The following is a 25,562-nucleotide window of genomic DNA, read 5'->3' as shown; positions in this document are numbered from 1 at the left end:
GGCCCGGCCGGCCCATCGAGTGTCACTCCGTTGTCCCCACGACGCTGTGCTGCTCACCCAGTCTGTAATTCCAAGGGAGACCACCCGAAAGTGGCAGTCAAGATCCGTTTGAAGCGCATCGGCAAGAAGCGCACCCCGCACTACCGCATCGTCGTGATGGACGCCCGCACCAAGCGGGACGGCCGGGCGATCGAGGAGATCGGGATCTACAACCCGAAGGCCGAGCCCTCGTTCATCCGCGTCGAGTCGGAGCGGGCGCAGTACTGGCTGGGCGTCGGCGCGCAGCCGAGCGAGGCCGTCGAGGCGATCCTCAAGGCCACCGGCGACTGGCAGAAGTTCAAGGGCCAGGACGCCCCGGCGCCGCTGCGGGTCGCCGAGCCGAAGCGCGACAAGCAGGAGATCTTCAACGAGGCGCTGGCCGAGGCCCACGGCTCGCTGAAGACCGAGGCGGTCACCGCCAAGAAGACGGCGAAGAAGGCCGAGAAGAAGGACGAGGCGGCCGAGGCCCCCAAGGCTGACGAGGCGAAGGCCGAGGAGCCGAAGGCCGACGAGGCTGCGGCCGAGACCACCGAGGCCTGACGATGATGGAGACCGAGGCGCTCGAGCACCTGGTCCGAGGCATCGTGGACAACCCCGACGACGTCAGCGTCCGGGCCCGGAACCTGCGGCGTGGCCGCACCCTCGAGGTGCACGTCCACCCCGACGACATCGGCAAGGTGATCGGCCGCAACGGCCGCACCGCCACCGCGATCCGCACCGTCGTCGGCGCCCTCAGCTCCGAGTCCTCGCTGCGCATCGACTTCGTCGACGAGTTCAACCGGCGTCCGCGCCGCTGAGCTCAGCAGTCCTCCGAAGGGCCGCCCCCCGCTGTGGGGTGCGGCCCTTCACTTCGTACAAAGGAGTAGTGCACGTGTTGGTGACTGTCGGGCGGATCGGCCGGGCGCACGGGATCAAGGGCGAGGTCGGGATTGACGTGCGGACCGACGAGCCGGACCGCCGGTTCGCGGACGGCGCGGTCCTGGTGACGGACGCCAAGGTGTCCCGGAGGCTGACCGTGGCCGCGAGCCGCTGGCACAGCGGACGGCTGCTGGTGAAGTTCGCCGAGGTGCCGGACCGGACCGCCGCCGAGCAGTTGCGCAACCTGCTCGTGCAGTGCGAGGTCCCCGACGACGAGCGACCCGAGGACCCGGAGGAGTACTACGACCGTGACCTGATCGGGCTCGCGGTCCGGACCACCGACGGCGTCGAGGTCGGCGAGGTGACCGACGTGGTGCACCTGCCGTCGCAGGACCTCCTCGAGATCCGGCGCACCGCGGGCAACCTCGTGCTGGTTCCGATGGTCGAGGAGCTGGTCCCGGAGATCGACATCGACAAGCGGTACGTCCTCGTGGCGGACCGGCCCGGACTGCTCGACCCCGAGGGCGCAGAGGTGGTCCAGACCGAGCCGGGGGACTGACATGCGGCTGGACGTCGTCACGATCTTCCCCGAGTACCTGGCCGCGCTGGACGTGTCCCTGGTCGGGAAGGCAGCCAAGAGCGGTCTGCTGGACATCCACCTGCACGATCTGCGCGAGTGGACGCACGACCGCCACCGCACCGTCGACGACACTCCGTACGGCGGGGGAGCGGGGATGGTGATGAAGCCGGAGCCGTGGGGCCAGGCGCTGGACGCGGTCGCGCCCGCCGACGGTCCGGCGCAGCCGCGGCTGATCGTGCCGACCCCGGCCGGGCGTCCGTTCACGCAGTCGCTGGCCTATGAGCTGGCGGCCGAGCCGTGGCTCGCGTTCGCGTGCGGTCGGTACGAGGGCATCGACGCGCGCGTGGCGTCGTACGCGGCGGAGCGGATGCGCGTCGACGAGGTCTCCATCGGCGACTACGTCCTGAACGGCGGCGAGGTCGCCGTACTCGTCATGGTCGAGGCCGTGGCGCGTCTGCTGCCCGGTGTGATCGGCAACCCGGATTCGCTGGCGGAAGAGTCGCACTCGGGCGACGGCCTGCTCGAGTACCCGGTCTACACGAAGCCGCCGAGCTGGCGCGGGTACGACGTACCTGAGGTGCTGCTGTCCGGGAACCACGGCCTGATCGCCGACTGGCACCACGAGGAAGCGGTACGGCGTACTGCGGAACGCCGGCCGGATCTGCTCGCGGCTTGGGGCGACGTGCTGGCGGACAAGGACGACACCAGCGGGGTCCGCCTCCTGCCGGCCACCGCGGCCGATGCGGGCGAGATCCACGTGTTGCAGCTGGCCGCCTTCCTGTCCGAGGCGCGGCTGTACGACGACTACACGATTCCGCCGCTGACCGACGACCCTGCCGCCACGGCAGCGCGTCTCGAGCGCGGGACCGTCCTCAAGGCTGTCGCGGGCACCCGCATCGTCGGCTCGGTCCAACTCCTCGTCGACGGCTCCGAGGGGCAGATCGAGCGCCTGATCGTGGCTCCGGACTGGCAGGGGCGTGGCCTAGGCGCCCGGCTGCTGCGCGCCGCCGAGCAATTGGCTCCCGCCGAGGTCACCTCGTACACGCTGAACACCGGTGCGCTGAGCGAGCGCAATCTGGAGCTCTACCGGAAGGCGGGCTACCGGGAGATCAGCCGGGAGGCGCAGACACCGAAGGTCGACCTGGTGCGGCTCGGCAAGCGGCGTCGCCGTAAGTGACGTCCGGCTGCTCACGGTGCGCACGCGACGACCGCGGATTTCGTCACCGTGTGGGGCGTATGGCAAGATTGTCTGCTGCTGCCCTTCGGTGCTCCTGCCACAGGGGGTGACCACCGACCGGCAGCCTTTTGATGACTTCATCACCACCGACATTCGTGGGTGACCTGTGGCACGCGCGAGAAAGAGACACCTGATGAGCAACGTCCTGAACGAGCTCGACAACGCGAGCAAGCGCGACGACATCCCCGCCTTCCGCGCCGGTGACACCGTCAAGGTGCACGTCAAGGTCGTCGAGGGCAACCGGTCCCGCGTGCAGGTCTTCCAGGGTGTCGTGATCCGCCGCCAGGGTGGTGGCCTGCAGGAGACCTTCACGGTCCGCAAGGTCAGCTTCGGCGTCGGCGTCGAGCGGACCTTCCCGCTGCACACCCCGATCGTCGAGAAGATCGAGGTCGTCACCCGCGGCGACGTCCGCCGCGCCAAGCTGTACTACCTGCGCGAGCTGCGCGGCAAGGCGGCGAAGATCAAGGAGAAGCGCGAAGTTCCGGCTTCCTGACGCCGCGTAGCGACGACGGTCACCTATGGCGCCGAGCACTGCGACTCGCGCTCGCCCTCGCCCGGTCTCGAAGAGGGCACGTCGCAGCAAAGGACGTCACCGCAGGCTGAAGCAGCGGAATCCGCTGCTCAGCCTGCTCGTCGAGATGAGCACCGTCACGGTGCTCGCGCTCGTCATCACCGTGGTGCTGCGGCTGTTCGTCGCGGAGGCGTTCTACGTCCCGTCGGAGTCGATGTACGACACGCTGACCAAGGACGACCGGATCCTCGCCGAGAAGATCAGCTATCTGCACCGGGACGTCGACCGCGGCGACATCATCGTCTTCAAGGACCCGGGCAACTGGCTGAACGAGGAACAGGCGCAGCCGGGCGCGGTGCGCCGGATCGGTGAGTTCGTCGGCATCCTGCCGCGCAGCGGCGAGGGACACCTGGTGAAGCGGGTGATCGGCATCGGCGGCGACCGGGTGGTCTGCTGCAACAAGGACGGCCAGATCACCGTGAACGGCATCCCGCTGGACGAGCGGGAGTACCTTTTGAAGGACGCCAAGCCGTCGGAAATGCCGTTCAACGTGCTGGTGCCGGCCGGCCATCTGTGGGTGATGGGCGACAACCGGGCCGAGTCGGCCGACTCCCGTGCGCACATGGGCGGCCCCGGAGGGGGCTTCGTGCCGGTCGAGAACGTGGTTGGCCGGGCCTGTTGCGTAATCTGGCCGTCTGACCGGATGACGATGCTGCGTCCTCCGGAAACCTTCAAGAAGCCGGGGCTGAAGAAGTGACCGATACACCGACCAAGTCGGACGCCAAACCCGCTCATCGCTCGGGCTTCGCGGCCGCTGCCCGCGAGTTCGTGCTGATCGTGGTCGGTGCCCTGATCGTCTCCTCGATCCTGCGGGCGTTCGTCGGGCAGATGTTCATCATCCCGAGCGAGTCGATGGAGAACACCCTGCTGGTCGGTGACCGGGTCGTGGTCGAGAAGCTCACCGACGTGAAGCGCGGCGACGTGGTCGTGTTCGAGGACCCGGGCGGCTGGCTCGGCGCCGAGGAGAGCGGCCAGAAGCGCGGCTCGGTCGGCCGGTTCTTCGAGATCGTGGGTCTGCTGCCGGACTCCAGCCACGGCCACCTGATCAAGCGCCTGATCGGCATGCCCGGCGACAAGGTCGCCTGCTGCGACTCCAAGGGCCGGCTGCTGGTGAACGGCCAGCCGCTCGACGAGACCAGTTATCTGTACCCGGGCGACGCCCCGTCCCAGATGGAGTTCCAGGTCACCGTCCCGGCCGGCCGGATCTTCGTGATGGGCGACCACCGCTCCGCCTCCGGGGACTCCCGCGTCCACCTGCAGGACCTCGACGCGAACGGCAGCAACCAGGGCGACGCGGCGTTCGTGCCGCTCGACAAGGTCACCGGGCGGGCGATCATGATCGTCTGGCCGTCGAGCCGCTGGGGCAAACTCGGCGTACCGGACACGTTCAAGGCGGTGCCGGCCGCCGGGCCGGCGCCGGACAAGCCCTCGATATCCCTCACACCGCCGCCTAAGTGAGCCGCTGCCGGCTCTGGTGCCAAGGGTGGGATGTGTGATTCGGAGGGCTGGATGAGCGCGCTGCCGCGCGGGAGCACGGTCCGGCGGGACGCCGGGCTGTACGGGTACGAGCGGGCCCTGCGCCGCGTCGGGCTGGACCCGATCGCCGGCGTCGACGAGGCGGGTCGCGGGCCGTGCGCCGGGCCCTTGGTGGCCGCGGCGGTGATCCTGCCCGAAGGCAAGCGCGGCCAGATCCCGGAGCTCGCGGACTCGAAGCTGCTCACCGCGAAGGCGCGGGAGCGGTGCTACGACGAGGTCCGCAAGCGGGCTCTGGCCTGGTCGGTGGTGTCGATCGAGGCCGCGGAGTGCGACCGGCTCGGCATGCACGTCGCGAACGTGGAGGCGCTGCGCCGGGCCCTGTTCCGCCTGGACGTCCGGCCGTCGTACGTGCTGACGGACGGGTTCGGCGTCGACGGCCTCGACGTCCCGGGGCTGGCGATCTGGAAGGGCGACCGCGTGGCGGCCTGTATCGCTGCCGCGTCAGTGATCGCGAAGGTGACCCGGGACCGCGTGATGGAGCACTGGGACAAGGTGTACCCGCAGTACGGGTTCGGGATCCACAAGGGGTACTGCACCCCCGAACACCAGGCCGCACTGGACGAATACGGTCCGTGCCCGCAACATCGACGCCGGTTTGAGAATGTCCGCCGCAGTCTGAAGCCCGTTATGGGACAGAATGTGACCAGTCCCACCGGAGTGGAGAGCCGATGAGTGCTGACGACCTTGAGAAGTACGAGACCGATATGGAGCTGCAGCTCTATCGGGAGTACAAGGACGTCGTCGGGATCTTCAAGTATGTCGTGGAGACCGAACGGCGCTTCTACCTGTGCAACGCCGTCGACCTGAAGGTCCGCACCGAGGGCGGCGACGTGTACTTCGAAGTGACGATGGCCGACGCGTGGGTCTGGGACGTGTACCGTTCCGCCCGCTTCGTCAAGAACGCGAAGGTCGTCACCTTCCGCGACGTCAACATCGAAGAACTCGCCAAGTCCGACCTGGAGGTCCCCAAGGACTCCGACTTCGGTCGCTGACCGGTCGGCGGTTGTCCACAGGCGGAAAGTGACGTCCGTTTCCGAGGCCTGATCCCGGCATCTTCTCTGCCGGAGGTGGTCATCGATGCGGACCAGCAACACCGTCGGACGGTACGGCGAAGATCTCGCCGCGAGATATCTCAGCACGCACGGTTTCGCCGTGCTCGAGCGCAACTGGCGCTGCGAGCTCGGCGAGATCGACATCGTCGCGCGCGAAGGCGACACCCTCGTCGTCTGCGAGGTGAAGACCCGGCGCGGGCTGAACTACGGCTCTCCGGCGGAGTCCATCACCTACCGGAAGCTGGCCACTCTCCGGAAGCTGGCCGGCCGCTGGCTGCAGACGCATGAGCTCAGACCGGCTGAGATCCGGATCGACATCATCTCGGTCCTGTTCGACCGCACCACGCCACCCAGCGTGGACCACGTGCGGGGAGCGAGCTGATGGCCCTCGCACAGACCTGGTCGGTCGCCCTGGTCGGCCTGGAGGGCCACCTCGTCGAGGTCGAGGCCGATATCGCCCAGGGCCTGCCGAAGACGACGCTCATCGGTCTCCCCGACACGTCGCTGTCCGAGGCCCGCGACCGCGTCCGCGCCGCCGTGGTGAACAGCGGCGAGCGATTCCCGGACCGCAAGGTGACCATCGGCCTCTCACCCGCCACGCTGCCCAAGACCGGATCCCACTACGACGTCGCCATCGCGTTGTCGCTCCTCACCGCGGCTGGTGCGGTCGATCCGGCCGTGCTCCGCCGGACAGCGATCATCGGCGAGCTCGGCCTCGACGGCCGGATCCGCGAGGTCCGCGGCGCCCTCGCGATGACCCTCGCCGCCGCGCGGGCCGGCTTCGACCGCATCGTCGTCCCGGACCTCAACGTCGGCGAGGCCCGCCTCGTCCCCGGCATCGAGGTGTACGGCGCTCGCTCGCTGCGCCAGGTCCTCGCCCTGCTCCGCGGCACCGAGATCCCCGACGAGGCCCCGCCGCGCGCCGAGCCGCGCCTGGTCTCGGAGTCACTGATCCGGGTCCCGGGTGTCGATCTCGACGACGTCATCGGCCAGCGCGAAGGCCGCCGGGCGATCGAAGCCGCGGCCGCGGGCGGCCATCATCTGTTCCTGCACGGCCCACCGGGCTCCGGCAAGACGATGCTCGCCGAGCGCCTCGCGGGACTGATGCCCGACCTCAGCACCGACGACTCCCTCGAGGTCTCCGCCGTGCATTCTCTGGCCGGCCTCCTCACGAACGATGCCGAGTTGGTCCTCCGTCCGCCGTTCATCGCACCACACCACACCGCGTCCCTGGCCAGCCTGGTCGGCGGCGGCTCAGGCATGCTGAGGCCAGGCGCCATCAGCTGCGCGCACCGCGGCGTCCTGTTCATCGACGAAGCGCCCGAGATGCACCCGCTGACCCTCGACACGCTCCGGCAGCCACTCGAGTCCGGCTTCGTCGAGATCCACCGGGCCGTGGCCGTCGCCAAGTTCCCTGCCCGCTTCATGCTGGTCCTGGCCGCCAACCCGTGTCCGTGCGGTCTCTCCGGCACCAGGGAGGGCATCTGCAGCTGTTCGCCGCAGCACCTCGCGCGTTACCGGCAGCGCATCAGTGGCCCGATCAAGGATCGGCTCGACATCCAGCGCCAGATCCTGCCGGCCGCCCGCACCGTCGCCGACGGCGAGCCCCCGGAGTCGACCGCGACCGTAGCCGCCCGCGTGCAGGCCGCCCGCGACCGCCAGCTCCACCGCTACCGCGACACCGCCTGGACTCTGAACAGCGAGATCCCCGGTCCCGTCCTGCGCCGCGATCACCCGCTGGACAAGGCCAGCCAACGCCTCCTCGAAGACCACTACACCGCCGGCCGCCTCACAGCCCGAGGCTTCGACCGCGTCGTCCGCCTCACCTGGACCCTCGCCGACCTCGCCGGCCTCCCCGCCCCCACCGTCGAGCAAACGCACGAAGCCTTCCAACTCCGCTCCGGCGAGCCGCTGACGCCCCTCTCCGACCACCGCCCCCTCAAAGGACCCACTCAATGACGCCGACCTACGCCCTGTCGCCTGAATCGCTCGCCGCTCCCGGTGGTGCCGGGGGAGCGGGCACGCGAATGCCTCACAGCGGTTCCTCGCCCGGACCCGAAGGCTCCGGATCCGGCCAAGGAACCGGCGGCTCGGAGCTAGTTGCTGGCGGCAACGGAGATGACGAGCGGCTGGCCCGCGTGGGCTTGTCGCGGGTGCTCGAGCCGGGAGACCTCGCCGCGTTGAAGGCGTTCGACGGCCTGCACCCGGTGGAGATTTGGGACCGCCTCCAGCGCAATGCGCCCGGCCTGGAGCGCTGGTCGACCCGACTGGCCGCGGCGAACCCGCACCGCGATCTCGATCGAGCCGCAGCCGCCGGCGCGCGATTCGTGATCCCCGGCGATGACGAGTGGCCGGAGCAGGTCGACGTACTCGAAGAAGCCGGCCAACTGACCCGCCGCGCCGGAGTGCCGTTCGGCCTCTGGGTCCGCGGCCGCGCGAACCTCCGCCGCGCCCTGACCAGCTCCGTCGCGGTCGTCGGCGCCCGCGCCTGCTCGTCGTACGGCGAACACGTGGCCGCCGAGCTCTCCTGCGGCCTCGCCGACAACGGCGTCACCATCGTCTCCGGCGGCGCCTTCGGCATCGACGCAGCAGCCCACCGCGGAGCCCTCGCCGCCGACGGCGTCACGATCTCGGTGCTCGCCTGCGGCGTCGACGTCAGCTACCCGAGACGCAACTCCGCCCTCTTCAGCCGGATCGCCGAGAAAGGCTTGATCGTCGCCGAACTCCCACCCGGCTGCGCCCCGACCAAGCTCCGCTTCCTCGCTCGCAACCGGCTGATCGCCGCCATCACCGAAGGCACCGTCGTCATCGAAGCCGCCGTCCGCAGCGGCGCCCTCAACACCGCCGGCTGGGCCGACCAATGCGGGCGCCCGGTCCTCGCCGTCCCCGGCCCGATCACGTCCCGCATGTCCGCCGGCAGCCACCTCCTCGTCCGCGAACGCAACGCCGTCCTCGCCACCAACGTCGCCGACATCATCGAGGCGATCTCTCCCCTCGGCACCAACCTGACCCAACCGCCCCGAGCCCCCCAAACTCTCACCGACACCCTCGATCCCGACCTCCAACGCACCCTGGGCGCCGTCCCCGTCCACACTCCCGCCCCCACCCACCGCATAGCCACCACCGCAGGCCTCGACGTCCCCACAACCCAACAGTGCCTGGAAACCCTCACCACCTTGACCCTCATAACCCAAACCGCCACTGGCTGGCACCTGACCCCCACCCCGCCGCGCGGCTGTTAGCTCAAGGCCCGACGTCGGATCCGACTCATGCTGAATCTGGTCAGCGCGTTGGCTAATCGGGGCGACCGGTGACCGTAGTGGTCACCGGGTATCTGCAGCGCCACCCTCGCTGGGGCCGTCGTTCCTCTGCGCGGGCGGAGTGCTGAGGAGGTCAGCTGCAAGCTCGTCGAGGCGGTGACGCCACATCGTCAGCGCTTCATCCGGACCGCTCAGACCGGACTGGGTGAGGATCAAGCGGGCGCCGTGACCAGTGCCCTGCGTCAGCTCCCAGCGGACCCTGCCGCCGCCGGACGGTTCGTACTCCAGAACCTTCGGCTCAGACCGTTCGATGACGGTGCCCTCGCTGGGCAGCTGCGACCAGACGACTTCGGCCGGGCGTGTCAGCTGCCGTTCGAACCGGACGCCCCAGCCGTCCGCGGTCTGCTCGGCCGAGCCCTGATTCAGCCCGAGCAACTCCACGAAGCGGTCGTGCAGCGAACCGGTGTCCGGCTCGACGTCGATCGACTTGCCGTCCAGGATCATCTCCATCCCGTCCAGGCAGAGCGTCCACCCGGAAGCGAAGCTCGCCGCACCGAAACGGTCGTCGAAGGTGTGGCTCATCACGAGCAAGCAACCACTATCGGCCGGAAGGAGCTCCCACCTCAGCACCTCGCCGTTCCAGGTGATCGCGAACACGCGCGGCGGATCGAACTCGAGTACCTCACCGCCGCCTGCCGGCTCACCGTCCATCAGGTACTCGACGGTGCTGCCGATGCGCGGCTGCAGGTTGACCGAGGCCGGGAACCAACGAGCCAGTTGCTCTGGCTCGGTCAGGGCCCGCCACACCTTCTCGGCCGAATGCCGGAGCCGGCGCTCCATCCGCAGTACCGAGCGACCTTCGATCGTTCGCAGGGTCTCGTTCGCCATCGTCAGCCTTCCGTTTCCGCCGGACCGGTGTCCGGCATCGTGTCCAGGTGGTCTTCGAGGTCGTCCAGTGCGCGATCCCACAGCAGCCGGTACGGATGCAGCCAGGCGTCGAGCTCGCGCAACGGCCCGAGCCTCAGCTCGTACCACCGCCGCTGCGCATCTACCCGGACGTCCACCAGCCCGGCCTCACGGAGCGCCCGCAGATGCTTCGACACCCCGGGCTGGCTGAGCCCGAGCTCATCGGTCAACTCCCCGACCAGGTGCGGCCGCCGCCGCAGCAACTCCAGAATCTGCCGCCGCCGCGGCTCAGCCAGAACTTCAAAAGGTGCGCCCACGAATTCAACATACTCGTACAGCTATATAACCACAATGGCATGTACGAGTATCGGACCTGCTCGCTCCACCCTGCTGGCCGCGGTCGGCCTCGAGGACCCGACCCCGGTCAGTAGCTGCGATCCGCGCCTTCGTGCCAGGCTCTCTGCACCGATCCGGAGCCGATCTCACGGGATGAGGATCAGCTTCTCCCGCGTGGCGGCCTCGAGCTGACGGTGGGCCTCGGCGGCTTCGGGAAGCGGCAAGGTCCGCTGTGCCCGAAGCCGTAGCCGTCCGGCCGCGAGCATCTGCATGGTCTCGGCGAGCGCGGCCGTCGCCGCTTCCGGGCGCGGACCGGACAGTCGTACGCCGAAATCGGCCGCCTGCGGATCGGAGAGGCTGACCACCCGTCCCGGATCGCCGACCGTGGCCAGAGCTTGTCGAAGCACCCCCGTTCCGGCCGCATCGACCGCCGCGTCGGCTCGTACCGTATCGCCGAGCTTCACCGGCTCGGCGCCCAGTTCGCTGACCAGCCGCTCGTCGTGGCCACGGACCACGCTGAGCACCCGAGCGCCCCGGGCCACCGCCAACTGGGTCGCGATGGTGCCGACCGATCCTCCGCCGCCGAACAGCAGGAGCGTCTGCCCGCGTTCCAGCCGGACGTCATCGAGTACCCGGACAGCCGCCTCGGCCGACGCGGGCAACGCGGCGGCGTCCTCCCACGACACGCCCGCCGGCTTGGCGGTCCAGATCTCGGCGATCGCGAGCTCGGCATAACCGCCCAGGCTCAGCAGTTGCGCGGCAATCTCGTCGCCCACCGCTACCCCGGTGACGCCAGGCCCGACCATGTCCACGGTGCCCGCCGCCTCGAAGCCAAGTACGCCGCCCGGCGCTGCTCCGAATGCCCGCAGATGGCCGGAGCGGATCGCCAGGTCGGTGGGACCGACACCCGCCGCAGCCACCTTCAGACGTACCTGCCCCGGACCTGGCTCAGGCGGGGCAACCTCCTGCCAACGCAACACCTCGGGCGCCCCGAAGTCGGTCAACACAACTGCGTTCGACATGCTCTCTCCTTGGTGACAAATCGTTCAAATGTGCATTCTTGGCTCAACCCGGCCAGCAGCGGACCTAACTGCCCTTCCTGCGGCGACGGCAGCGGACGACCTACCAAGCCAACCGCCGCCCGCAGTTCGACAGCAGACCGCCTCCGGCCGAACACAAGGTGTTCCGTCGGGCCGTTGCGCGCTACGCGGAGCACGACATGGCGTACGCCCGGGAGGCGCTCGCGGAGCCGACCGCGTACGCGACCGTCGAGAGGTTCTTGAAGGCGAACGCAGATGCACTGACACAGCCCGGCCGGCCCGCCGGCTGTCTGTCGATCCAGGGCGGCCTGGCCGGCGGGAGCGACAACGGTCAGGTGGCGCAGTTCTTGGCCGCGAGCCGCCTGGCCGGCGAGCAGCAGTTGGCCGAGCGCCTGGCCCGCGCGGTCGACGCGGGCGACCTGCCCGCCGACACCAACCCGGTTGACCTCGCGCGCTACGTGATGACCGTGAGCGAGGGAAACGCGGTCCACGCCGCCGCCGGTGCTGACCGGGCAAGCCTGTACGCCACGGTGGAGATCGCCCTGCGCGCCATCCCCAAACCCTGACCGCTGCGCTCTTCCCAGATCCTGGGCGCTGCGCGCCCTATCCGGGGCGTGAGCGGTGCGCGCTCTTCCCGGAGCCTGGGCGGTGCGTGTCCTTCCCGGAGCCTCGGCGGTGCGTGTCCTTCCTGGGGCGTGGGCAGTGCGCGCTCTTCCAGGGGCGTGCGGTGCGCGCCTTTCCCAGTACCTGGACGCTGCGCGCCCTTTCCAGATCTTGGGCGGTGCATTCGGGCGCAGCGAGCAGCCCGCGAAGCGGCGGTGCACGTCGGCGGCCGGGGCGAGCAGCAGCGTCCGGGGCTAAAGGGCGGGGTCGGCCGACGTACAGCCGGGCTGTGGCCAGGCGGGGCGGTGGCCGGGCAGACCGTGGCCGTGAAGGTGCGCGACGAGGCCTGGGTATGGGGCGAGGCCTGGGTGTGGGGCGAGGTGGGGCGTCGCCCGGCGAAAGGTGGGCGAGGTGGGACGGTGGCCGGGCGGGGCGCCGACCCCCTCCTCCGGTCAAGGTGCGCGTGAGGATTGGCGGTTCTTCTATGACCGCCGGGCGCTTCTGGCGTGGCAGGTTGGGCGGTGGCTTGGTCTGGCCGGGGTTGTGCCGTGGCCGCCTACGGCCAGCGCGGTCACCGGTTGGCGCGTCGGTCCGATTGTCTGCGGATGCGTGGCTGTTGGTGGGTGGTTAGTTGCGCATGTGTTTGCCGCGGGTGGGTTTTTGGGGTGCTTCGGGTGGGGTGCGGATGGCTCGGAGTTCGGTGGGGCGGTCGTGGTCGCGGATGGCTTGGAAGCCGCCGGTTCCGGGGTCGGTGTCGCCGAGGTCGAAGTCCCAGCTGTCCTCGTTGGCGAGGCGGCTGTGCCAGCGGCCGTACAGGCCGTAGATCGCGATGCCGATGACCATCCAGACGCCGAACTTGGTCCAGGTGCTGATCTTCAGGTTGAGCATCAGCCACAGCGTGGCGGCCAGCGACAGGAGGGGGATCAGCGGGACCATCGGCACCCGGAAGCCGCGCTCCAGGTTGGGCTCGGAGCGGCGCAGGGTGAGGACGCCGATCGCGCAGAACGCGAAGCAGAACAGGGCTCCGATGACCAGCAGCTCCTCGAGCTCCAGGACCTTCGGGTAGAGCGTGAGGGCCAGTGCGGCGATGCCGGCGGCCGTTGCGGCGCGGGCGGGGGAGGAGTAGACCCGGCTGACCCGGCCGAGGCTCTTCGGGAGCAGGCCGTCGCGGCCCATGTTGAACAGGACGCGGCTCTGCGCGATGAGGACCACCATGATGACCGTCATCAACGCGAGCAAGGCGCCCAGGTTGACCACCTTCGCGGCCCATCCGACCCCGACCGCGGCCAAGGCCTCGGACACGGGTGCGCCGCCGCCGAGCTTGCCGTACGGGCGCATGCCGACCAGGACGACGGCCATCGCGATGTAGAGGATCGTCACCGCGCCGACGCCGAGCAGCATGCCCTGCGGAACGGTCTTGCGCGGGCTGCGGGCGTCCTCGGACGCGGTCGCGATCAGGTCGAAGCCGATGTAGGCGAACACGATCGTGCTCGCGGCGGTGAAGATACCCATCGTCCCGAACGAACCGAACGACGAGTCCAGGATCCAGCCCAGCAACGTCGGACTCGCGGTCGCGGGCGCTGCCCGGGCCGGCGGGACGAACGGGTGGTAGTTGTCCATGTTGATGTGCGCGGCACCGACGATCACCACCAGCAGGATCACCGCGACCTTGGCGATCACGACGACAGTCAGCACCCGGGCCGACAGCTTGGTGCCGGTCACGATCAGCGCGGTGAGGATCAGCAGCAGCAGCGGGGCGACGAGGTTCACCTTGGCCTCGGGGCCGAAGAACTGCGCCACACCTTCGGGCAGCGTCACGCCGAACCCGTCCAGGGTGGCCAGGAAATACGCCGACCAGACGCGGGCGACGATCGCCGCCGCGGTGACGAGCTCGAGGACCAGCGCCCAGCCGACCAGCCACGCCCACGCCTCGCCGAAGGTGACATAGCTGAACGTATAAGCGCTACCGGAAACCGGGATCGTGGACGACAGCTCGGCGTAACAGGCCGCGGCCAGCACACAGACGATCGCGGCGATGACGAACGACAGGATCACTGCCGGTCCGGCGACATTCGCCGCCTGGACGCCGCTGATGCTGAAGATGCCGGAGCCGATCATCACGCCCAGGCCGAGTACGACCAGGTCGCGACGACCGAACAGGCGCGGCAGACGGTGCCGCGCATCCTCGACTCGAGTGAACGCCGACTCGACCGGCAGGCGCCGGCCTACGGTCTGTCCGTTCGCTGAGGGGGCCATGGTCAGGGGTGCCTCCGTTGCTACTAGGGCAATCGGGCCGAACAGTAGTCGACCGTTGGGCTATCGACCAGACCTCCTCTGCTCGGCGTCCGCGCGGTGGCTTGCGATGCCGGGCCACCTCACGCATCGTCGAGCCATGACGCCGGACGAAGTCAGTGGAAACCGTTCCTGGCCGGAGGGTTTCGCTGCGTTACTGGCTGACTACGAAAGGCATCTGACGGCGGAAAGAGACCTCAGCACTCACTCGGTGAGAGCCTACATCGGAGACGTCGCTGATTTAGTCGAACATTTGATTCGGCTTGGTCACGATGATCTCGGGCAGTTGGACATCCGGGGATTACGGTCCTGGCTGGCCAAACAGCAAAGTCTGGGGAAATCCCGCAGCACGATGGCTCGCCGTGCGACGGCCGCGAGGGTGTTCACGGCGTGGGCGCAGCGGACCGGGCGGATCGACACGGATCCGGGAGCGCTGCTGGCGAGCCCCAAGGCGCACAAGAGCCTCCCCGGGGTGCTCGGCGAGGCCGACACCCGGGCTGTGCTCGACGCAGCCGGAGTCGCGGCGGACGACGGCAGTCCGGTCGGGCTGCGGGATCTCGCGATCATGGAGTTGCTCTACGCAACGGGTATTCGCGTCGGCGAGCTGTGCGCTCTCGATGTCGACGACGTCGACCGGGAACGTCGCGTCGTACGAGTCTTCGGCAAGGGGCGGAAGGAGCGGTCGGTCCCGTACGGGGTGCCGGCCGGGCAGGCGCTCGAGCGATGGCTGTTCGAGGCGCGGCCGAAGCTGGTGCGCGAGGGGAGTGGGCCGGCGGCCTTTCTCGGGGCGCGTGGCGGCCGGATCGACCAGCGGACCGTACGGCGGATGGTGCACCAGCGGATCGCCGTCGTCGACGCACCCGATCTCGGTCCGCACGGACTGCGTCATACCGCGGCCACGCATCTTCTCGAGGGCGGCGCGGACCTGCGGAGCGTCCAGGAACTCCTCGGGCACGCGTCGCTCGCGACCACGCAGATCTACACCCACGTCTCCACCGATCGCCTTCGGCAGGCCTACCAGCAGGCCCATCCGCGGGCCTGAGGGCATGCGCTCGGGCGGTTCGGGCCGAGGGATGTTCGCGGGTGATGCGGCGTGTGGGCGCCGGGATGCGGCAGACTGCGGGACATGCGGGTTTCGGCGAAGTCTGACTATGCGTTGCGAGCTCTGATCGAGATCACCCAGCGATGGGTCGCGGGCGACCCGGCGGTGGTGTCGGCCGAGGAACTGAGCCGGGCGCAGGGCATTCCGCACGGGTTCCTCCAGGGCATTCTCGCCGACCTGCGCCGGGCCGGCGTGCTGTCGAGCCAGCGTGGGCAGTCGGGCGGCTGGCGGCTGGCCGTCGACCCGAACGAGATCTCCGTCGCCGACGTGATGCGGGCTGTCGACGGCCCGATCGTGAGCATCTCCGGCGTCCGGCCGGAAAGCGTCACGTACAACGAGCATGCGGTCGTCCTGCAGCGCGTCTGGATCGCGGCGCGCGCCAGTCTGCGGGACGTCCTCGAGAACACCACGCTGGTCGATCTCGCCAAGAACAAGCTGCCGGCCGGCGTGGAGCGCCGCTCGCGCGACGAGGATGCCTGGCAGGCGCGGGTCCCCGGGAGCTGATCCAGTGTTACAGTCGTGGCTTATATAAGTCACGACTGAAGGAGATGGGCGATGCAGCAGATCAAGACGTTTCTCATGTTCGAGGGCGGCGCGGAGAAGGCGATGAGCTTCTACCAGTCGCTGTTCGACGATGCCGAGGTCGTGTCGATGGTCAAGTACGGCGCCGAGGGGCCGGGGCCCGAGGGCTCCGTGATGGTTGCCGTCTTCCGGCTGGCCGGGCAGGAGTTCATGTGCAGTGACAGCTATCTGCATCATGGCTTCACCTTCACTCCTTCGATGTCGTTGTTCGTGGACTGCAGGGACGAGGCAGAGCTGGAGCGGCTGTACGGCGCGCTGAGCGAGGGCGGCGGCGAGCTGATGCCGCTGGGGGACTACGGGTTCAGCAAGAAGTTCGGCTGGGTGAACGACCGGTACGGGGTGTCGTGGCAGCTGAACCTGCCGCACGAATGAGCCCTATTCGCGCCTGATCAGCAGGCCGGCCGTCAGCGTGAGCGCTGCCGTGGCGGCGATGACGAGCTTGGCCGCGCGCCGGCTGCCGTCGGGCGGGTCGCCTGCCGGTTTGTCAGCTGGGTTGCCGACTGAGTTGACTGCTGGTTGGGCGGTGAGCGGAAGCAGGCGGATCGGGCGGCGGGGGAGCAGGGTGAGGGGATTCAGGTACCGCTTGCCGTGCAGGAGGCCCCAGTGCAGGCAGGCTCGGGGCAGGCAATGCGAGCCCGCGGCGGACAGGCGGCCGATGACGGTGCCGGTGGTGACGGTAGCTCCGACGGCGACCTCGGGGACGACCGGTTCGTACGTCGTACGGCGGGGGCCGGTCGTGATCGTGACGACGCCACGGCCGGCGAGCGGGCCGGCGTACGTGACTTGGCCGGGACTGGCGGCGAGGACGGGCTGGCCGACGCGGCCGGCGAGGTCGACGCCGCGGTGGCCGGGGAGCCAAGGTTTCGCGGGTAGCTCGAAGCCGCGCACGATCTCGGGGCGCGGCTGTAACGGCCAGGCGGCAGGGGGTGCGGGTGGGAGGGCGGCGAGGGTCAGGACGGCGAGGGTCATGCCAGGGAAGATGCCGTGGTCGGGGCCGGATTCGACCGGCCGGATCCGGAATTGTGGACAACGGGGGCCGGTTCGCGTCCGGCGGCCGTGGTCCCGTACACTTCCGGTGGCGCCACACCTAGGTGGGGCGACTACGCATGCCCGCACAAGTGCGTCGGTTCCAGCGGTCCCGGAGTGATCCGGGCGGAGTCGCGCGACGGGCATCAGGAGCTGCGGATCATCCGATCCGAGGCGAGACAACCGAGTAGACCCGGGACGATCCGGGTCGCAATAAGGAGACACCTCATGGCCGTCGTGACCATGAAGCAGCTGCTCGAGAGCGGCGTGCACTTCGGGCACCAGACCCGGCGCTGGAACCCGAAGATGAAGCGCTACATCCTCACCGAGCGCAACGGCATCTACATCATCGACCTGCAGCAGTCGCTGTCCTACATCGACCGCGCGTACGAGTTCGTCCGCAGCACCGTGGCGTCCGGCGGCGCGATCCTGTTCGTCGGCACCAAGAAGCAGGCGCAGGAAGCGATCGCCGAGCAGGCGACCCGGGTCGGGATGCCGTACGTGAACCAGCGCTGGCTGGGCGGCATGCTGACGAACTTCCAGACCGTGAACAAGCGGCTCCAGCGCCTCAAGGAGCTCGAGCTCATCGACTTCGACGACGTCGCCGCCTCCGGTGTCACCAAGAAGGAGCTGCTGCAGAAGCGTCGCGAGCACGACAAGCTGCTCAAGACCCTCGGCGGTATCCGCGACATGGCCCGGGTTCCGGCCGCCGTGTGGATCGTGGACACCAAGAAGGAGCACCTCGCCGTCGACGAGGCGCGCAAGCTGAAGCTGCCGATCATCGGCATCCTGGACACCAACTGCGACCCGGACGAGGTCGACTACCCGATCCCGGGGAACGACGACGCCATCCGCTCGGTCGGCCTGCTGACCCGCGTGGTCGCCGACGCCGTCGCCGACGGCCTGATGGGCCGCTCGGGCCAGGGCGCCGCCGCGGCCGGTGAGGAGCTGGGCCAGGAGGAGCCGCTGGCAGCCTGGGAGCGCGAGCTGCTGGAGAGCCAGAACAGCGCCGCTGAGGCGAAGGCCGCCGAGGCCGCCCCGGCGACCGACGCTGCCGAGGCCGCCCCGGCGACCGACGTGCTGACCGAGCCGGTCGCGACCGACGCTGTGGTGACCGAGGCCAAGGCCGAGGAAACCCCCGCCGTCGAGGAGACCCCGGCCGCCGAGGCGCCGAAGGCCGACGAGGCCTGACAGCCCGTATGCCGCCCGGTTCACGCCGGGCGGCGCCGGGCTACGCCGCGAGGCCTCGAAGCGGGGCCTTGCAGGCAGCCCGTCCACCCAGCCGCACCAGACAAGACGAGAGAACGAGGAATGGCGAACTACACCGCCGCTGACGTGAAGAAGCTCCGCGACACCACCGGCGCGGGCATGATGGACGCGAAGAAGGCGCTCGAGGCCACCGACGGCGACTTCGAGAAGGCCATCGAGGAGCTGCGCATCAAGGGCGCGGCCAAGGCCCAGAAGCGTGGCGCCGAGCGGTCCGCCACCAACGGCCTGGTGGCCGCGGCGGAGAACGCGCTGGTCCAGCTGAACTGCGAGACCGACTTCGTCGCCAAGAACGAGCAGTTCCAGCAGCTCGCCGCCGACATCGTCGCGCACGCCGCGGCGAGCAAGGTCGGGGACGTCGAGGGTCTGCTCAACGAGAAGCTCACCGACGGCAAGTCGGTCGCCGAGAACATCGAGGCGCTGGCCGCCGTCATCGGCGAGAAGCTGGAGCTCGGCAAGGTGGCCGTCTTCGACGGCAAGGTCACGGCGTACATGCACAAGCGCGCCGCGGACCTGCCGGCCCAGGTCGGCGTGCTCGTCGAGTTCGAGGGCGACGACGTCGAGGCTGCCCGGGGCGCCGCCATGCAGGCCGCCGCGATGCGCCCGCTGTACACAACCCGCGACGAGGTCCCGGCCGAGACGGTCGAGAACGAGAAGCGCATCGCCGAGGCGACCGCGCGCGAGGAGGGCAAGCCGGAAGGCGCCCTGCCGAAGATCGTCGAGGGCCGGGTGAACGGGTTCTTCAAGGACGTCGTGCTGCTGGAGCAGCCGTCGGTCACGGAGAACAAGAAGTCCGTGAAGGCTGTGCTCGACGAGGCCGGTGTCACCGTGAAGCGGTTCGCCCGCTTCGAGGTCGGCGCCTGATCCCGCGAAGGATCTGAGCACACAGTCAACGAACGAGGAGGCCGGAATCGTGACGGAAACCCTGGGTACCGAGACGAGTCCGGCCTCTTCGCCGTTCTCGCCCGCCTATCACCGGGTGCTGCTGAAGCTCTCGGGTGAGGTGTTCGGCGGCGGCAAGCTCGGCGTCGACCCCGACGTGGTGAACTCGATCGCCAAGCAGATCGCCGACGTGGCCCGGTCCGGCGTCCAGGTCGCAGTCGTGGTCGGCGGCGGCAACTTCTTCCGCGGCGCCGAGCTCCAGCAGCGCGGGATGGAGCGCAACCGCGCCGACTACATGGGCATGCTCGGCACCGTGATGAACTGCCTGGCGCTGCAGGACTTCCTGGAGAAGCTCGGCATCGAGACCCGGGTGCAGACCGCGATCACGATGGGCCAGGTCGCGGAGCCGTACATCCCGCGCAAGGCCGAGCGGCATCTGGAGAAGGGGCGCGTGGTGATCTTCGGCGCCGGCTCCGGCATGCCGTACTTCTCCACCGACACGGTCGCCGCCCAGCGGGCGCTGGAGGTCGGCGCCGAGGCCCTGCTGATGGGCAAGCAGGGTGTCGACGGCGTCTACGACTCCGACCCGAAGAAGAACCCGGACGCGGTGAAGTTCGACCAGCTGTCGTACGACGACTTCCTGGCCCGCGGGCTCCGGGTCGCCGACGCCACCGCGATCAGCCTGGCCCGCGACAACGCCCTGCCGATCGTCATCTTCGGTCTCGAGGAGGGCAACATCGCCCGGGTGATCCACGGCGAGAAGATCGGTACTGTCGTCTCCCGGGGGCAATAACCGGGCGTAGCACGGCGTACCACTAGGATCGTTGGACACAGGCGAAGTAGGACCGGCCGCGCCGATGCGGCCTGAGGAAGCGAGGAATGTCGTGATCGACGAAGCTCTCCGCGATGCCGAGCAGAAGATGGCCAAGGCCGTGGAGGTTGCGAAGGACGACTTCGCCGCGATCCGCACCGGCCGGGCGCACCCGCAGATGTTCGCGAGCATCCTGGCCGACTACTACGGCAGCCCGACTCCGCTGCAGCAGCTGGCCGGTTTCCAGGTGCCGGAGCCCCGGACCGTGCTGATCTCGCCGTACGACAAGGGCGCGATGGCGGCGATCGAGAAGGCGATCCGCGACTCGGACCTGGGCGTGAACCCGGGCAACGACGGCGCGGTGATCCGGGTGGTGATGCCGCAGCTGACCGAGGAGCGGCGCAAGGAGTACATCAAGGTCGCGAAGACCAAGGCCGAGGAAGCCAAGGTCTCGATGCGCAACATCCGCCGGCACGCCATGGACCAGGTGCACAAGACCGTCAAGGACGGCGAAGCCGGCGAGGACGAGGGCAAGAGTGCTGAGAAGCGGCTCGACGGGTTGACGAAGAAGTACGTCGACTCCATCGACGAGCTGCTCAAGCACAAGGAAGCCGAACTGCTCGAGGTGTGATGGGCGTCGAGAGCACGCCTGCGCCGAGCCCCAGCCCGAGCCGTGCCGGGCGTAATCTGCCTGCGGCGATCGCGGTGGGGGTCGGGCTCGGCGCCCTGATCCTCGGATCGCTGTACTGGCAGAAGGTCCTGTTCGTCGTTCTCGTGCTGGTGGTCGTCCTGGTCGCGGTCGACGAGATGATGAAGGCGCTGCGGACCGGCGGCGCGGTGATCCCGCGGGTCCCGCTGTTCGCCGGTACGGCGGCCATGCTCGTGGCGGCGTACTTCGGTGGACCGATGGCGCTGCTCGTGGCGCTCGGCATCACCGTCCTCGGGACGATCTTCTGGCGGATGCCGGGTGGATCGGTCGGATTCGTCCGGGACGTGAGCGCCGGGGTGTTCCTGATCGGCTACGTTCCGCTGCTCGCCGGGTTCGCGATCCTGCTGGTGCAGCCGGAGGCGGACGGTCCGGGGCGCGTGGTGACGTTCTTCCTGGTCGTGGTCGCCAGCGATGTCGGTGGCTACGTCGCGGGCGTGCTGTTCGGCAAGCATCCGATGGCGCCGACGATCAGTCCGAAGAAGTCCTGGGAGGGCTTCGCCGGTTCGACGCTCGCGTGTATCGGGGCCGGGATCGCGTCCGTCGTCTTCTTGCTGGACGGTGACTGGTGGGCCGGCGCGATCGTCGGCGCGGTCGCGGTGGTGACCGCGACGGTCGGCGACCTCGGCGAGTCGATGATCAAGCGCGACCTGGGCATCAAGGACATGTCGAACCTGCTGCCCGGGCACGGCGGCGTGATGGACCGGCTGGACTCCCTGCTCGCGACGGCGCCGATCGTCTGGCTGCTCCTTCATCTGCTGGTGAAACCATGACCGTTGCTCCGGACGGACGGTCGCTGGTCGGCGACGTCGTGCGGCTCGATCGGATGCAGGAATCCGACATCGACGAGCTGTATGCGGCGATCGGCAACGAGCAGGTGTACGCCGGTGGGTTCGGCGGCGGGCCGGCCGCGATGCCGGCGAGCGCGGACGAGATGCGCGCGAAGTGGATCCCGGCCGCGGCCAAGCGGTTCGCGTACGTCGTCCGCCTGGTTGCCGACGGCACCGTCGTCGGTACGTCGAGCCTCGGCGACGTCGACGTGCTGAACGAGCGAATCCACCTCGGCTGGACGGGGTACACGCCAGCTGTCTGGGGTACGGCGGTGAATCCGGCCACGAAGCTCCTGCTGCTCGAGCACGCCTTCGAGGTCTGCGGATTCGGTCGCGTGAAGATCCAGACCGGCTCGAAGAACACCCGCTCGCAGGCGGCGATCGCCAAGCTCGGCGCGACCCGGGAGGGCGTGCTGCGCCGGCACATGCTGATGGCCGACGGCTCGTTCCGCGACACGGTGGTGTTCTCGATCCTGGCCGACGAGTGGCCGGATGTGCGGAAGCGGCTGGAGGACCGGATCAGCCGGTGAGCTTCGCCAGCGCGGCGTAGTTCGCGAGCAACGCGCCACGGTCGAAGGTGTTCGTGGTGATCAGCAGTTCGTCCGCCGCGGTTCGTCGTACCAGGTCGCCGAGCGCTTCGTCGACGTCCGCGGGCGTTCCGTAGATCTGTCCGCGGAGCGCGTTCTCGAAGAACTCCTGCTCCCGCGCGGTCATCGACTCCGGCACGTCGGGCTGCAGCGGGGGAAACACGCCACGCGTCCGCGAGTACGCCGCTGACCATGCCTCGGGCAGCAAGAGCTGCCGCGCGGCCTCGGTCGAATCGGCGATCGCGGCGGTGACAGCAAGGATGACGTACGGCTCGGACGCCCAGGCGGACGGCCGGAACGCGCTCCGGTAGTCCTCGAGCAGCGCGGCCGAGTCGGGACGCGCGGCCAGCACCAGAGGCAGGCCCAGCGTCGCCGCGATGGAGGCGCCCTCACCGACGGCCAGGATGAACGGCGGGATGCGCAGTCCTTCGCCTGGTCGGGCGTGGACGTCCGACGTGCCGGCGAGGTACCCGAGGAGCTCCTGCACCTGCGCGGTGAAGTCCTCCGCCGCGTCCTTGCCGACGCCGAGCGCGCGCCGTACGCCGTTGGTGAAGCCGACCGAGCGCCCGAGCCCCATGTCGATCCGGCCCGGGGACAACGACTCCAGTACGCCGAACTGCTCCGCCACGACGAGCGGGTTGTGGTTCGGCAGCATCACGCCGCCGGTGCCGACCCGGATCCGATCCGTGCGGGCGGCAACAGCCGCGGCCAGCACTGTCGGCGCGGAGCCGACCACTCCTGGCACGCTGTGGTGCTCCGACACCCAGAAACGCTTGTAACCAAGCTCTTCCACCTGCTGAGCGAGATCGACGGTCGCCCGCAGCGTCTCCGCCTCGGACTCGCCGGCCCGCGTCCGCGAGCGGTCCAGGACTGACAGCGGCACGGAGAGCATGCAGAGTCCAACTGACGCGCTGGAGTCGTCATTCCCCCAGCAGCAGCCGCAACTCTTCCCGGAACCGCGCGCCGTCCGGGAGGGGAGAGAGGAACTCCCGTTCCACCTCCAGGCGGATCCGCTCCGCGGAAGCGAAGGTCGACTCGCCTTGCGGCGTCAGTGCGACGACGTTCCGCCGCCGGTCCTCGGCGCTGCGCCGGCGTTCGACGAGCCCGCGGTCCTCGAGTCCGTCGAGCAGATCGCCGATCGACGTCCGGTCCACCCGCAGCCGGGCCGCGACCTCCAGTTGGGACAGCGGCTCGCCGGCCGCGATCGCCGACAGCACGGCCAGATCCCGCCCGGTCACGCCGTACGGCGCCAAGGCCGCGGTCTGCGCCTCGGTCAGCTGCGCGAGGACGTGTTTCAGCAGGTACCCGAGCCGGTCAGACATAGGTCAAATCTACCGGGCCGCTGATCGTCAGTAGACCTGATCATCAGTTATCCTGACGATTATGGAGCTGACGTTCGGTCTGAAGACCACCCCGATGCACGTCCCGTACGCCGACATCCGCCGCGTCTGGCTGGAGGCGGACGAGGAGCCGCGGATCCGCGACGCCTGGCTGTGGGACCACTTCCTCCCGCTCGCCGGCCCGAAGAACGGCGACGTCCTCGAGGGCTGGACCCTGCTGACCGCGCTCGCCGCGCAGACCACGCGGCTCCGTCTCGGCCTGCTGGTCACGAGCAACCGGATCCGCCCGCCGGCCGTCCTCGGCAAGATCGCCGGCACCCTGGACGTGATCTCAGGCGGCCGCCTGGTGATGGGGCTCGGCGCCGGCGGTACCCACCAACCCACGGGCCCGAATCCCGCGATCGAGGAGTACGCCGCCTACGGGCTGACGCTCGTGCCGCCGGGCGAGGGGGTCGAGCGGTTGCGTGAAACGATCGAGATCCTGCGCCTGATGTGGAGGGAGGACGAGTTCGACTTCGACGGCCGGTATTACACACTCGAGCGCACCCGCAGCGCGCCGAAGCCGGTCCAGGCCGGCGGCCCGCCGCTGCTGATCGGCGGTTGGGGAAACCGGATGATGCGGCTGATCGCGGAGTACGCCGACGTCTGGAACATCAGCGGGCCGCCGCACACCGACCTCGACACGCTGGCCGATCGGGCCCGCCGCCTGGATCTGGAATGCGAGCGGATCGGCCGCGACCCGTCGACGATCAGCCGCTCGCTGCAGCAGATCGTCTCGTACGACGACCCGGCCGGGACCCGCGAGATCGTACGGAAGGCTGTCGGCCTCGGGTTCGACCACATCGTCTTGTCGCTGCCCCGGCCGTATCCGGAGCGGGCGGTGCGCTGGCTGGTCCGCGAGTTCATCGAGCCTTTCGACTGATCTGGAAAGGGTTGGTGATTTTTTCACCACACTGCAATACGTCGTGTCAGGATCAAACCGGACGATCCGCCCCGGTCGTCCAGTGAGGAGCTGACATGATCCCCACGACGAAGTTCAAGGCCGCCCTGTGCGGTCTCGCCCTCATCACGGCCGCGGCGCTTCCGGTGAACGCGGCCACCGCCGCACCGCAAGCTGCGGCACAGGCTGTGTCCGCCGAAGCGATCGCGGCGAGCAAGCCGGTCCCGAAGCTCGGCTACTCGACGCAGACCCTCAAGACGCTGAACATCGACTTCCAGTACCAGCAGACCGGCTACTGGTGCGGCCCGGCCGCGACCCGGATCGCGCTCTCGGCCCGGATCTCCCCGCCGAGTCAGCAGCAACTGGCCAACGAGCTGCCCACCACGACCAACGGCACCGACTGGATCGGTCAGGTCACCCGGGTGCTCAACAACCACCTCGGCACCGGCTGGTACGAGACCAAGGAGATGCCGAACGACCCGCCCACCCAGGCGCAACGTGACCTGCTCTGGCGCGACGTCGTCCTCGACATCAACAACAACTACCCGATCGTCGCCAACATCGTCGCCCCGGCGAGCAACCACCCGCCGGGCTACCCGAACTACACGATCTACCACTACTTCACGGTGATCGGGTACGACGACAGCGACCAGACTGTCCTGATCGCCGACCCGGCCGGCTTCGCGCCCACCGCGACGTACTGGCTGACCTTCAACCAACTGGCCACCCTCATCCCGCCGAAGGGCTACTCGGCCTGAGGCCCGCTTTGTGCACCAGATCCGTACGGCGACCGCGCTGAGACACGGATCTGGTGCACAACGTCGGCCGGTACGGTGAGGGCGTGAGTCGAGCGCCGCGGTTGGAGATCGAGTACTGCACGCAGTGCCGGTGGCTGATGCGGGCGGCGTGGACGGCGCAGGAGCTGCTGACGACCTTCCCGAAGGAGCTCGGTGAAGTGGCGCTCGTGCCGGGGACCGGGGGAGTGTTCGACGTCAGCCTCGACGGGGAGCTGTTGTGGTCGCGGAAGTCCGAGGGCGGGTTCGCCGAGATCCCGTTCTTGAAGCAGCTGGTGCGGGACCGGATCGCTCCGGACCGCAAACTCGGGCACTCCGACCGCAAGCCGGGTGATGCGGGTCATGGGATGTGAATTTGTGAAGCGTCCCGCCGGCGGGCGACAATA

General features: G+C 69.2%; 32 protein-coding genes. 25 read left to right on the top strand and 7 right to left on the bottom strand.

Annotation, left to right across the window (positions count from 1 at the left end; all coding sequences use genetic code 11):
* Positions 1-90: 90 nt before the first annotated feature.
* The 12 genes from rpsP to dprA all read left to right on the top strand — a co-directional run bounded on the left by rpsP (position 91) and on the right by dprA (position 9,115).
* Positions 91-579: a 30S ribosomal protein S16 gene (rpsP, locus tag AB0L64_RS27930; RefSeq protein ID WP_363714706.1), complete on the top strand. Its 489-nt coding sequence runs from the start codon at positions 91-93 to the stop codon at positions 577-579.
* Between the two features lie 5 nt (positions 580-584).
* A complete protein-coding gene (locus tag AB0L64_RS27925; RefSeq protein WP_131292053.1) occupies positions 585-836 on the top strand; it encodes an RNA-binding protein in 252 nt (83 codons plus the stop codon).
* A gap of 74 nt (positions 837-910) precedes the next feature.
* The gene (gene rimM / locus AB0L64_RS27920) at positions 911-1,456 is read left to right on the top strand and encodes a ribosome maturation factor RimM (protein ID WP_363714704.1); all 546 of its coding nucleotides are present in this window, start codon (positions 911-913) and stop codon (positions 1,454-1,456) included.
* 1 nt (position 1,457) lies between these two features.
* Positions 1,458-2,654: a tRNA (guanosine(37)-N1)-methyltransferase TrmD gene (trmD, locus tag AB0L64_RS27915; protein WP_363714702.1), complete on the top strand. Its 1,197-nt coding sequence runs from the start codon at positions 1,458-1,460 to the stop codon at positions 2,652-2,654.
* A gap of 193 nt (positions 2,655-2,847) precedes the next feature.
* Complete coding sequence (rplS, locus tag AB0L64_RS27910) at positions 2,848-3,207, top strand: 50S ribosomal protein L19 (protein WP_360170428.1); 360 nt, start codon at positions 2,848-2,850, stop codon at positions 3,205-3,207.
* A gap of 145 nt (positions 3,208-3,352) precedes the next feature.
* Positions 3,353-3,982 (top strand): signal peptidase I, encoded by a 630-nt coding sequence (gene lepB, locus AB0L64_RS27905; RefSeq protein ID WP_363714700.1) that lies wholly within the window; start codon positions 3,353-3,355, stop codon positions 3,980-3,982.
* Positions 3,979-4,743, top strand: a complete 765-nt coding sequence (gene lepB / locus AB0L64_RS27900; RefSeq protein ID WP_355699268.1) for a signal peptidase I — start codon at positions 3,979-3,981, stop codon at positions 4,741-4,743. Before lepB (AB0L64_RS27905) ends, lepB (AB0L64_RS27900) begins: the two co-directional genes overlap by 4 nt.
* Before the next feature lie 51 nt (positions 4,744-4,794).
* Positions 4,795-5,493 carry a ribonuclease HII gene (locus AB0L64_RS27895; RefSeq protein ID WP_359930797.1) on the top strand — a complete coding sequence of 233 codons (699 nt, stop codon included), beginning with the start codon at positions 4,795-4,797 and terminating at the stop codon, positions 5,491-5,493.
* Positions 5,490-5,813 (top strand): DUF2469 domain-containing protein, encoded by a 324-nt coding sequence (locus AB0L64_RS27890; RefSeq protein ID WP_012922325.1) that lies wholly within the window; start codon positions 5,490-5,492, stop codon positions 5,811-5,813. Before AB0L64_RS27895 ends, AB0L64_RS27890 begins: the two co-directional genes overlap by 4 nt.
* An 85-nt stretch (positions 5,814-5,898) precedes the next feature.
* Positions 5,899-6,255, top strand: coding sequence for a YraN family protein (locus AB0L64_RS27885; protein ID WP_363714697.1), 357 nt, complete (start codon positions 5,899-5,901; stop codon positions 6,253-6,255).
* Positions 6,255-7,832 (top strand): YifB family Mg chelatase-like AAA ATPase, encoded by a 1,578-nt coding sequence (locus tag AB0L64_RS27880; protein ID WP_359930805.1) that lies wholly within the window; start codon positions 6,255-6,257, stop codon positions 7,830-7,832. Before AB0L64_RS27885 ends, AB0L64_RS27880 begins: the two co-directional genes overlap by 1 nt.
* Before the next feature lie 179 nt (positions 7,833-8,011).
* Entirely contained in the window at positions 8,012-9,115 is a 1,104-nt protein-coding gene (dprA, locus tag AB0L64_RS27875; protein ID WP_363714695.1) for a DNA-processing protein DprA, read from the top strand.
* A gap of 81 nt (positions 9,116-9,196) precedes the next feature.
* Here dprA and AB0L64_RS27870 read toward each other — a convergent pair whose 3' ends face one another.
* The 3 genes from AB0L64_RS27870 to AB0L64_RS27860 all read right to left on the bottom strand — a co-directional run bounded on the left by AB0L64_RS27870 (position 9,197) and on the right by AB0L64_RS27860 (position 11,379).
* Complete coding sequence (locus AB0L64_RS27870) at positions 9,197-10,021, bottom strand: SRPBCC family protein (RefSeq protein WP_363714693.1); 825 nt, start codon at positions 10,019-10,021, stop codon at positions 9,197-9,199.
* A 2-nt stretch (positions 10,022-10,023) separates the two neighbouring features.
* A complete protein-coding gene (locus tag AB0L64_RS27865; protein ID WP_355699274.1) occupies positions 10,024-10,356 on the bottom strand; it encodes a metalloregulator ArsR/SmtB family transcription factor in 333 nt (110 codons plus the stop codon).
* Between the two features lie 165 nt (positions 10,357-10,521).
* Positions 10,522-11,379, bottom strand: coding sequence for an alcohol dehydrogenase catalytic domain-containing protein (locus tag AB0L64_RS27860; protein ID WP_363714691.1), 858 nt, complete (start codon positions 11,377-11,379; stop codon positions 10,522-10,524).
* 215 nt (positions 11,380-11,594) lie between these two features.
* On the opposite strand from AB0L64_RS27860, the gene AB0L64_RS27855 reads away from it, so the two are divergent.
* Positions 11,595-11,981, top strand: a complete 387-nt coding sequence (locus AB0L64_RS27855) for a hypothetical protein (protein WP_363714689.1) — start codon at positions 11,595-11,597, stop codon at positions 11,979-11,981.
* A gap of 664 nt (positions 11,982-12,645) precedes the next feature.
* On the opposite strand, the gene AB0L64_RS27850 is transcribed toward AB0L64_RS27855, so the two are convergent.
* A complete protein-coding gene (locus tag AB0L64_RS27850; protein ID WP_363714687.1) occupies positions 12,646-14,274 on the bottom strand; it encodes an amino acid permease in 1,629 nt (542 codons plus the stop codon).
* Between the two features lie 136 nt (positions 14,275-14,410).
* Between AB0L64_RS27850 and AB0L64_RS27845 the strand changes: the two genes are divergently transcribed.
* From AB0L64_RS27845 to AB0L64_RS27835, 3 genes are all read left to right on the top strand, one after another.
* Positions 14,411-15,352 (top strand): tyrosine recombinase XerC, encoded by a 942-nt coding sequence (locus tag AB0L64_RS27845; RefSeq protein ID WP_363714685.1) that lies wholly within the window; start codon positions 14,411-14,413, stop codon positions 15,350-15,352.
* Positions 15,353-15,436: 84 nt separating this feature from the next.
* Complete coding sequence (locus AB0L64_RS27840) at positions 15,437-15,916, top strand: Rrf2 family transcriptional regulator (protein WP_355483615.1); 480 nt, start codon at positions 15,437-15,439, stop codon at positions 15,914-15,916.
* 51 nt (positions 15,917-15,967) lie between these two features.
* Positions 15,968-16,366 (top strand): VOC family protein, encoded by a 399-nt coding sequence (locus AB0L64_RS27835; RefSeq protein WP_359930833.1) that lies wholly within the window; start codon positions 15,968-15,970, stop codon positions 16,364-16,366.
* Positions 16,367-16,369: 3 nt separating this feature from the next.
* Here the strand turns inward: AB0L64_RS27835 and AB0L64_RS27830 are convergent, their stop codons facing one another.
* Positions 16,370-16,963 (bottom strand): M23 family metallopeptidase, encoded by a 594-nt coding sequence (locus AB0L64_RS27830; RefSeq protein WP_363714683.1) that lies wholly within the window; start codon positions 16,961-16,963, stop codon positions 16,370-16,372.
* Positions 16,964-17,248: 285 nt separating this feature from the next.
* Between AB0L64_RS27830 and rpsB the strand changes: the two genes are divergently transcribed.
* The 6 genes from rpsB (at position 17,249) to AB0L64_RS27800 (ending at position 22,045) form a co-directional block, all read left to right on the top strand.
* Entirely contained in the window at positions 17,249-18,211 is a 963-nt protein-coding gene (gene rpsB / locus AB0L64_RS27825) for a 30S ribosomal protein S2 (protein ID WP_363714681.1), read from the top strand.
* Positions 18,212-18,331: 120 nt separating this feature from the next.
* Positions 18,332-19,150 (top strand): translation elongation factor Ts, encoded by an 819-nt coding sequence (tsf, locus tag AB0L64_RS27820; RefSeq protein WP_359930842.1) that lies wholly within the window; start codon positions 18,332-18,334, stop codon positions 19,148-19,150.
* A 49-nt stretch (positions 19,151-19,199) separates the two neighbouring features.
* Positions 19,200-19,961: a UMP kinase gene (gene pyrH, locus AB0L64_RS27815; protein WP_355699286.1), complete on the top strand. Its 762-nt coding sequence runs from the start codon at positions 19,200-19,202 to the stop codon at positions 19,959-19,961.
* 94 nt (positions 19,962-20,055) lie between these two features.
* Entirely contained in the window at positions 20,056-20,610 is a 555-nt protein-coding gene (gene frr / locus AB0L64_RS27810) for a ribosome recycling factor (protein ID WP_363715530.1), read from the top strand.
* Complete coding sequence (locus AB0L64_RS27805) at positions 20,610-21,458, top strand: phosphatidate cytidylyltransferase (protein ID WP_359930845.1); 849 nt, start codon at positions 20,610-20,612, stop codon at positions 21,456-21,458. Before frr ends, AB0L64_RS27805 begins: the two co-directional genes overlap by 1 nt.
* On the top strand, positions 21,455-22,045 hold the full coding sequence (locus tag AB0L64_RS27800) for a GNAT family protein (RefSeq protein WP_363714677.1): 591 nt from the start codon (positions 21,455-21,457) through the stop codon (positions 22,043-22,045). The genes AB0L64_RS27805 and AB0L64_RS27800 overlap by 4 nt, the downstream gene beginning before the upstream one ends.
* On the opposite strand, the gene AB0L64_RS27795 is transcribed toward AB0L64_RS27800, so the two are convergent.
* Together AB0L64_RS27795 and AB0L64_RS27790 are read right to left on the bottom strand one after the other, a co-directional pair.
* On the bottom strand, positions 22,035-22,994 hold the full coding sequence (locus AB0L64_RS27795) for an LLM class flavin-dependent oxidoreductase (protein ID WP_363714675.1): 960 nt from the start codon (positions 22,992-22,994) through the stop codon (positions 22,035-22,037). The genes AB0L64_RS27800 and AB0L64_RS27795 overlap by 11 nt on opposite strands.
* A 28-nt stretch (positions 22,995-23,022) precedes the next feature.
* On the bottom strand, positions 23,023-23,424 hold the full coding sequence (locus tag AB0L64_RS27790; RefSeq protein WP_363714673.1) for a MarR family winged helix-turn-helix transcriptional regulator: 402 nt from the start codon (positions 23,422-23,424) through the stop codon (positions 23,023-23,025).
* Positions 23,425-23,485: 61 nt separating this feature from the next.
* Between AB0L64_RS27790 and AB0L64_RS27785 the strand changes: the two genes are divergently transcribed.
* The 3 genes from AB0L64_RS27785 (at position 23,486) to AB0L64_RS27775 (ending at position 25,529) form a co-directional block, all read left to right on the top strand.
* Positions 23,486-24,364: an LLM class flavin-dependent oxidoreductase gene (locus AB0L64_RS27785; protein ID WP_363714671.1), complete on the top strand. Its 879-nt coding sequence runs from the start codon at positions 23,486-23,488 to the stop codon at positions 24,362-24,364.
* Positions 24,365-24,459: 95 nt separating this feature from the next.
* Entirely contained in the window at positions 24,460-25,140 is a 681-nt protein-coding gene (locus AB0L64_RS27780; protein WP_355699290.1) for a C39 family peptidase, read from the top strand.
* 83 nt (positions 25,141-25,223) lie between these two features.
* Positions 25,224-25,529 carry a SelT/SelW/SelH family protein gene (locus AB0L64_RS27775; protein WP_363714668.1) on the top strand — a complete coding sequence of 102 codons (306 nt, stop codon included), beginning with the start codon at positions 25,224-25,226 and terminating at the stop codon, positions 25,527-25,529.
* Positions 25,530-25,562: the final 33 nt, after the last annotated feature.

This window comes from Kribbella sp. NPDC051936 (assembly GCF_040680955.1).
Taxonomy (GTDB): Bacteria; Actinomycetota; Actinomycetes; order Propionibacteriales; family Kribbellaceae; genus Kribbella.
This window is presented reverse-complemented; position numbering and strand designations above follow the sequence as displayed.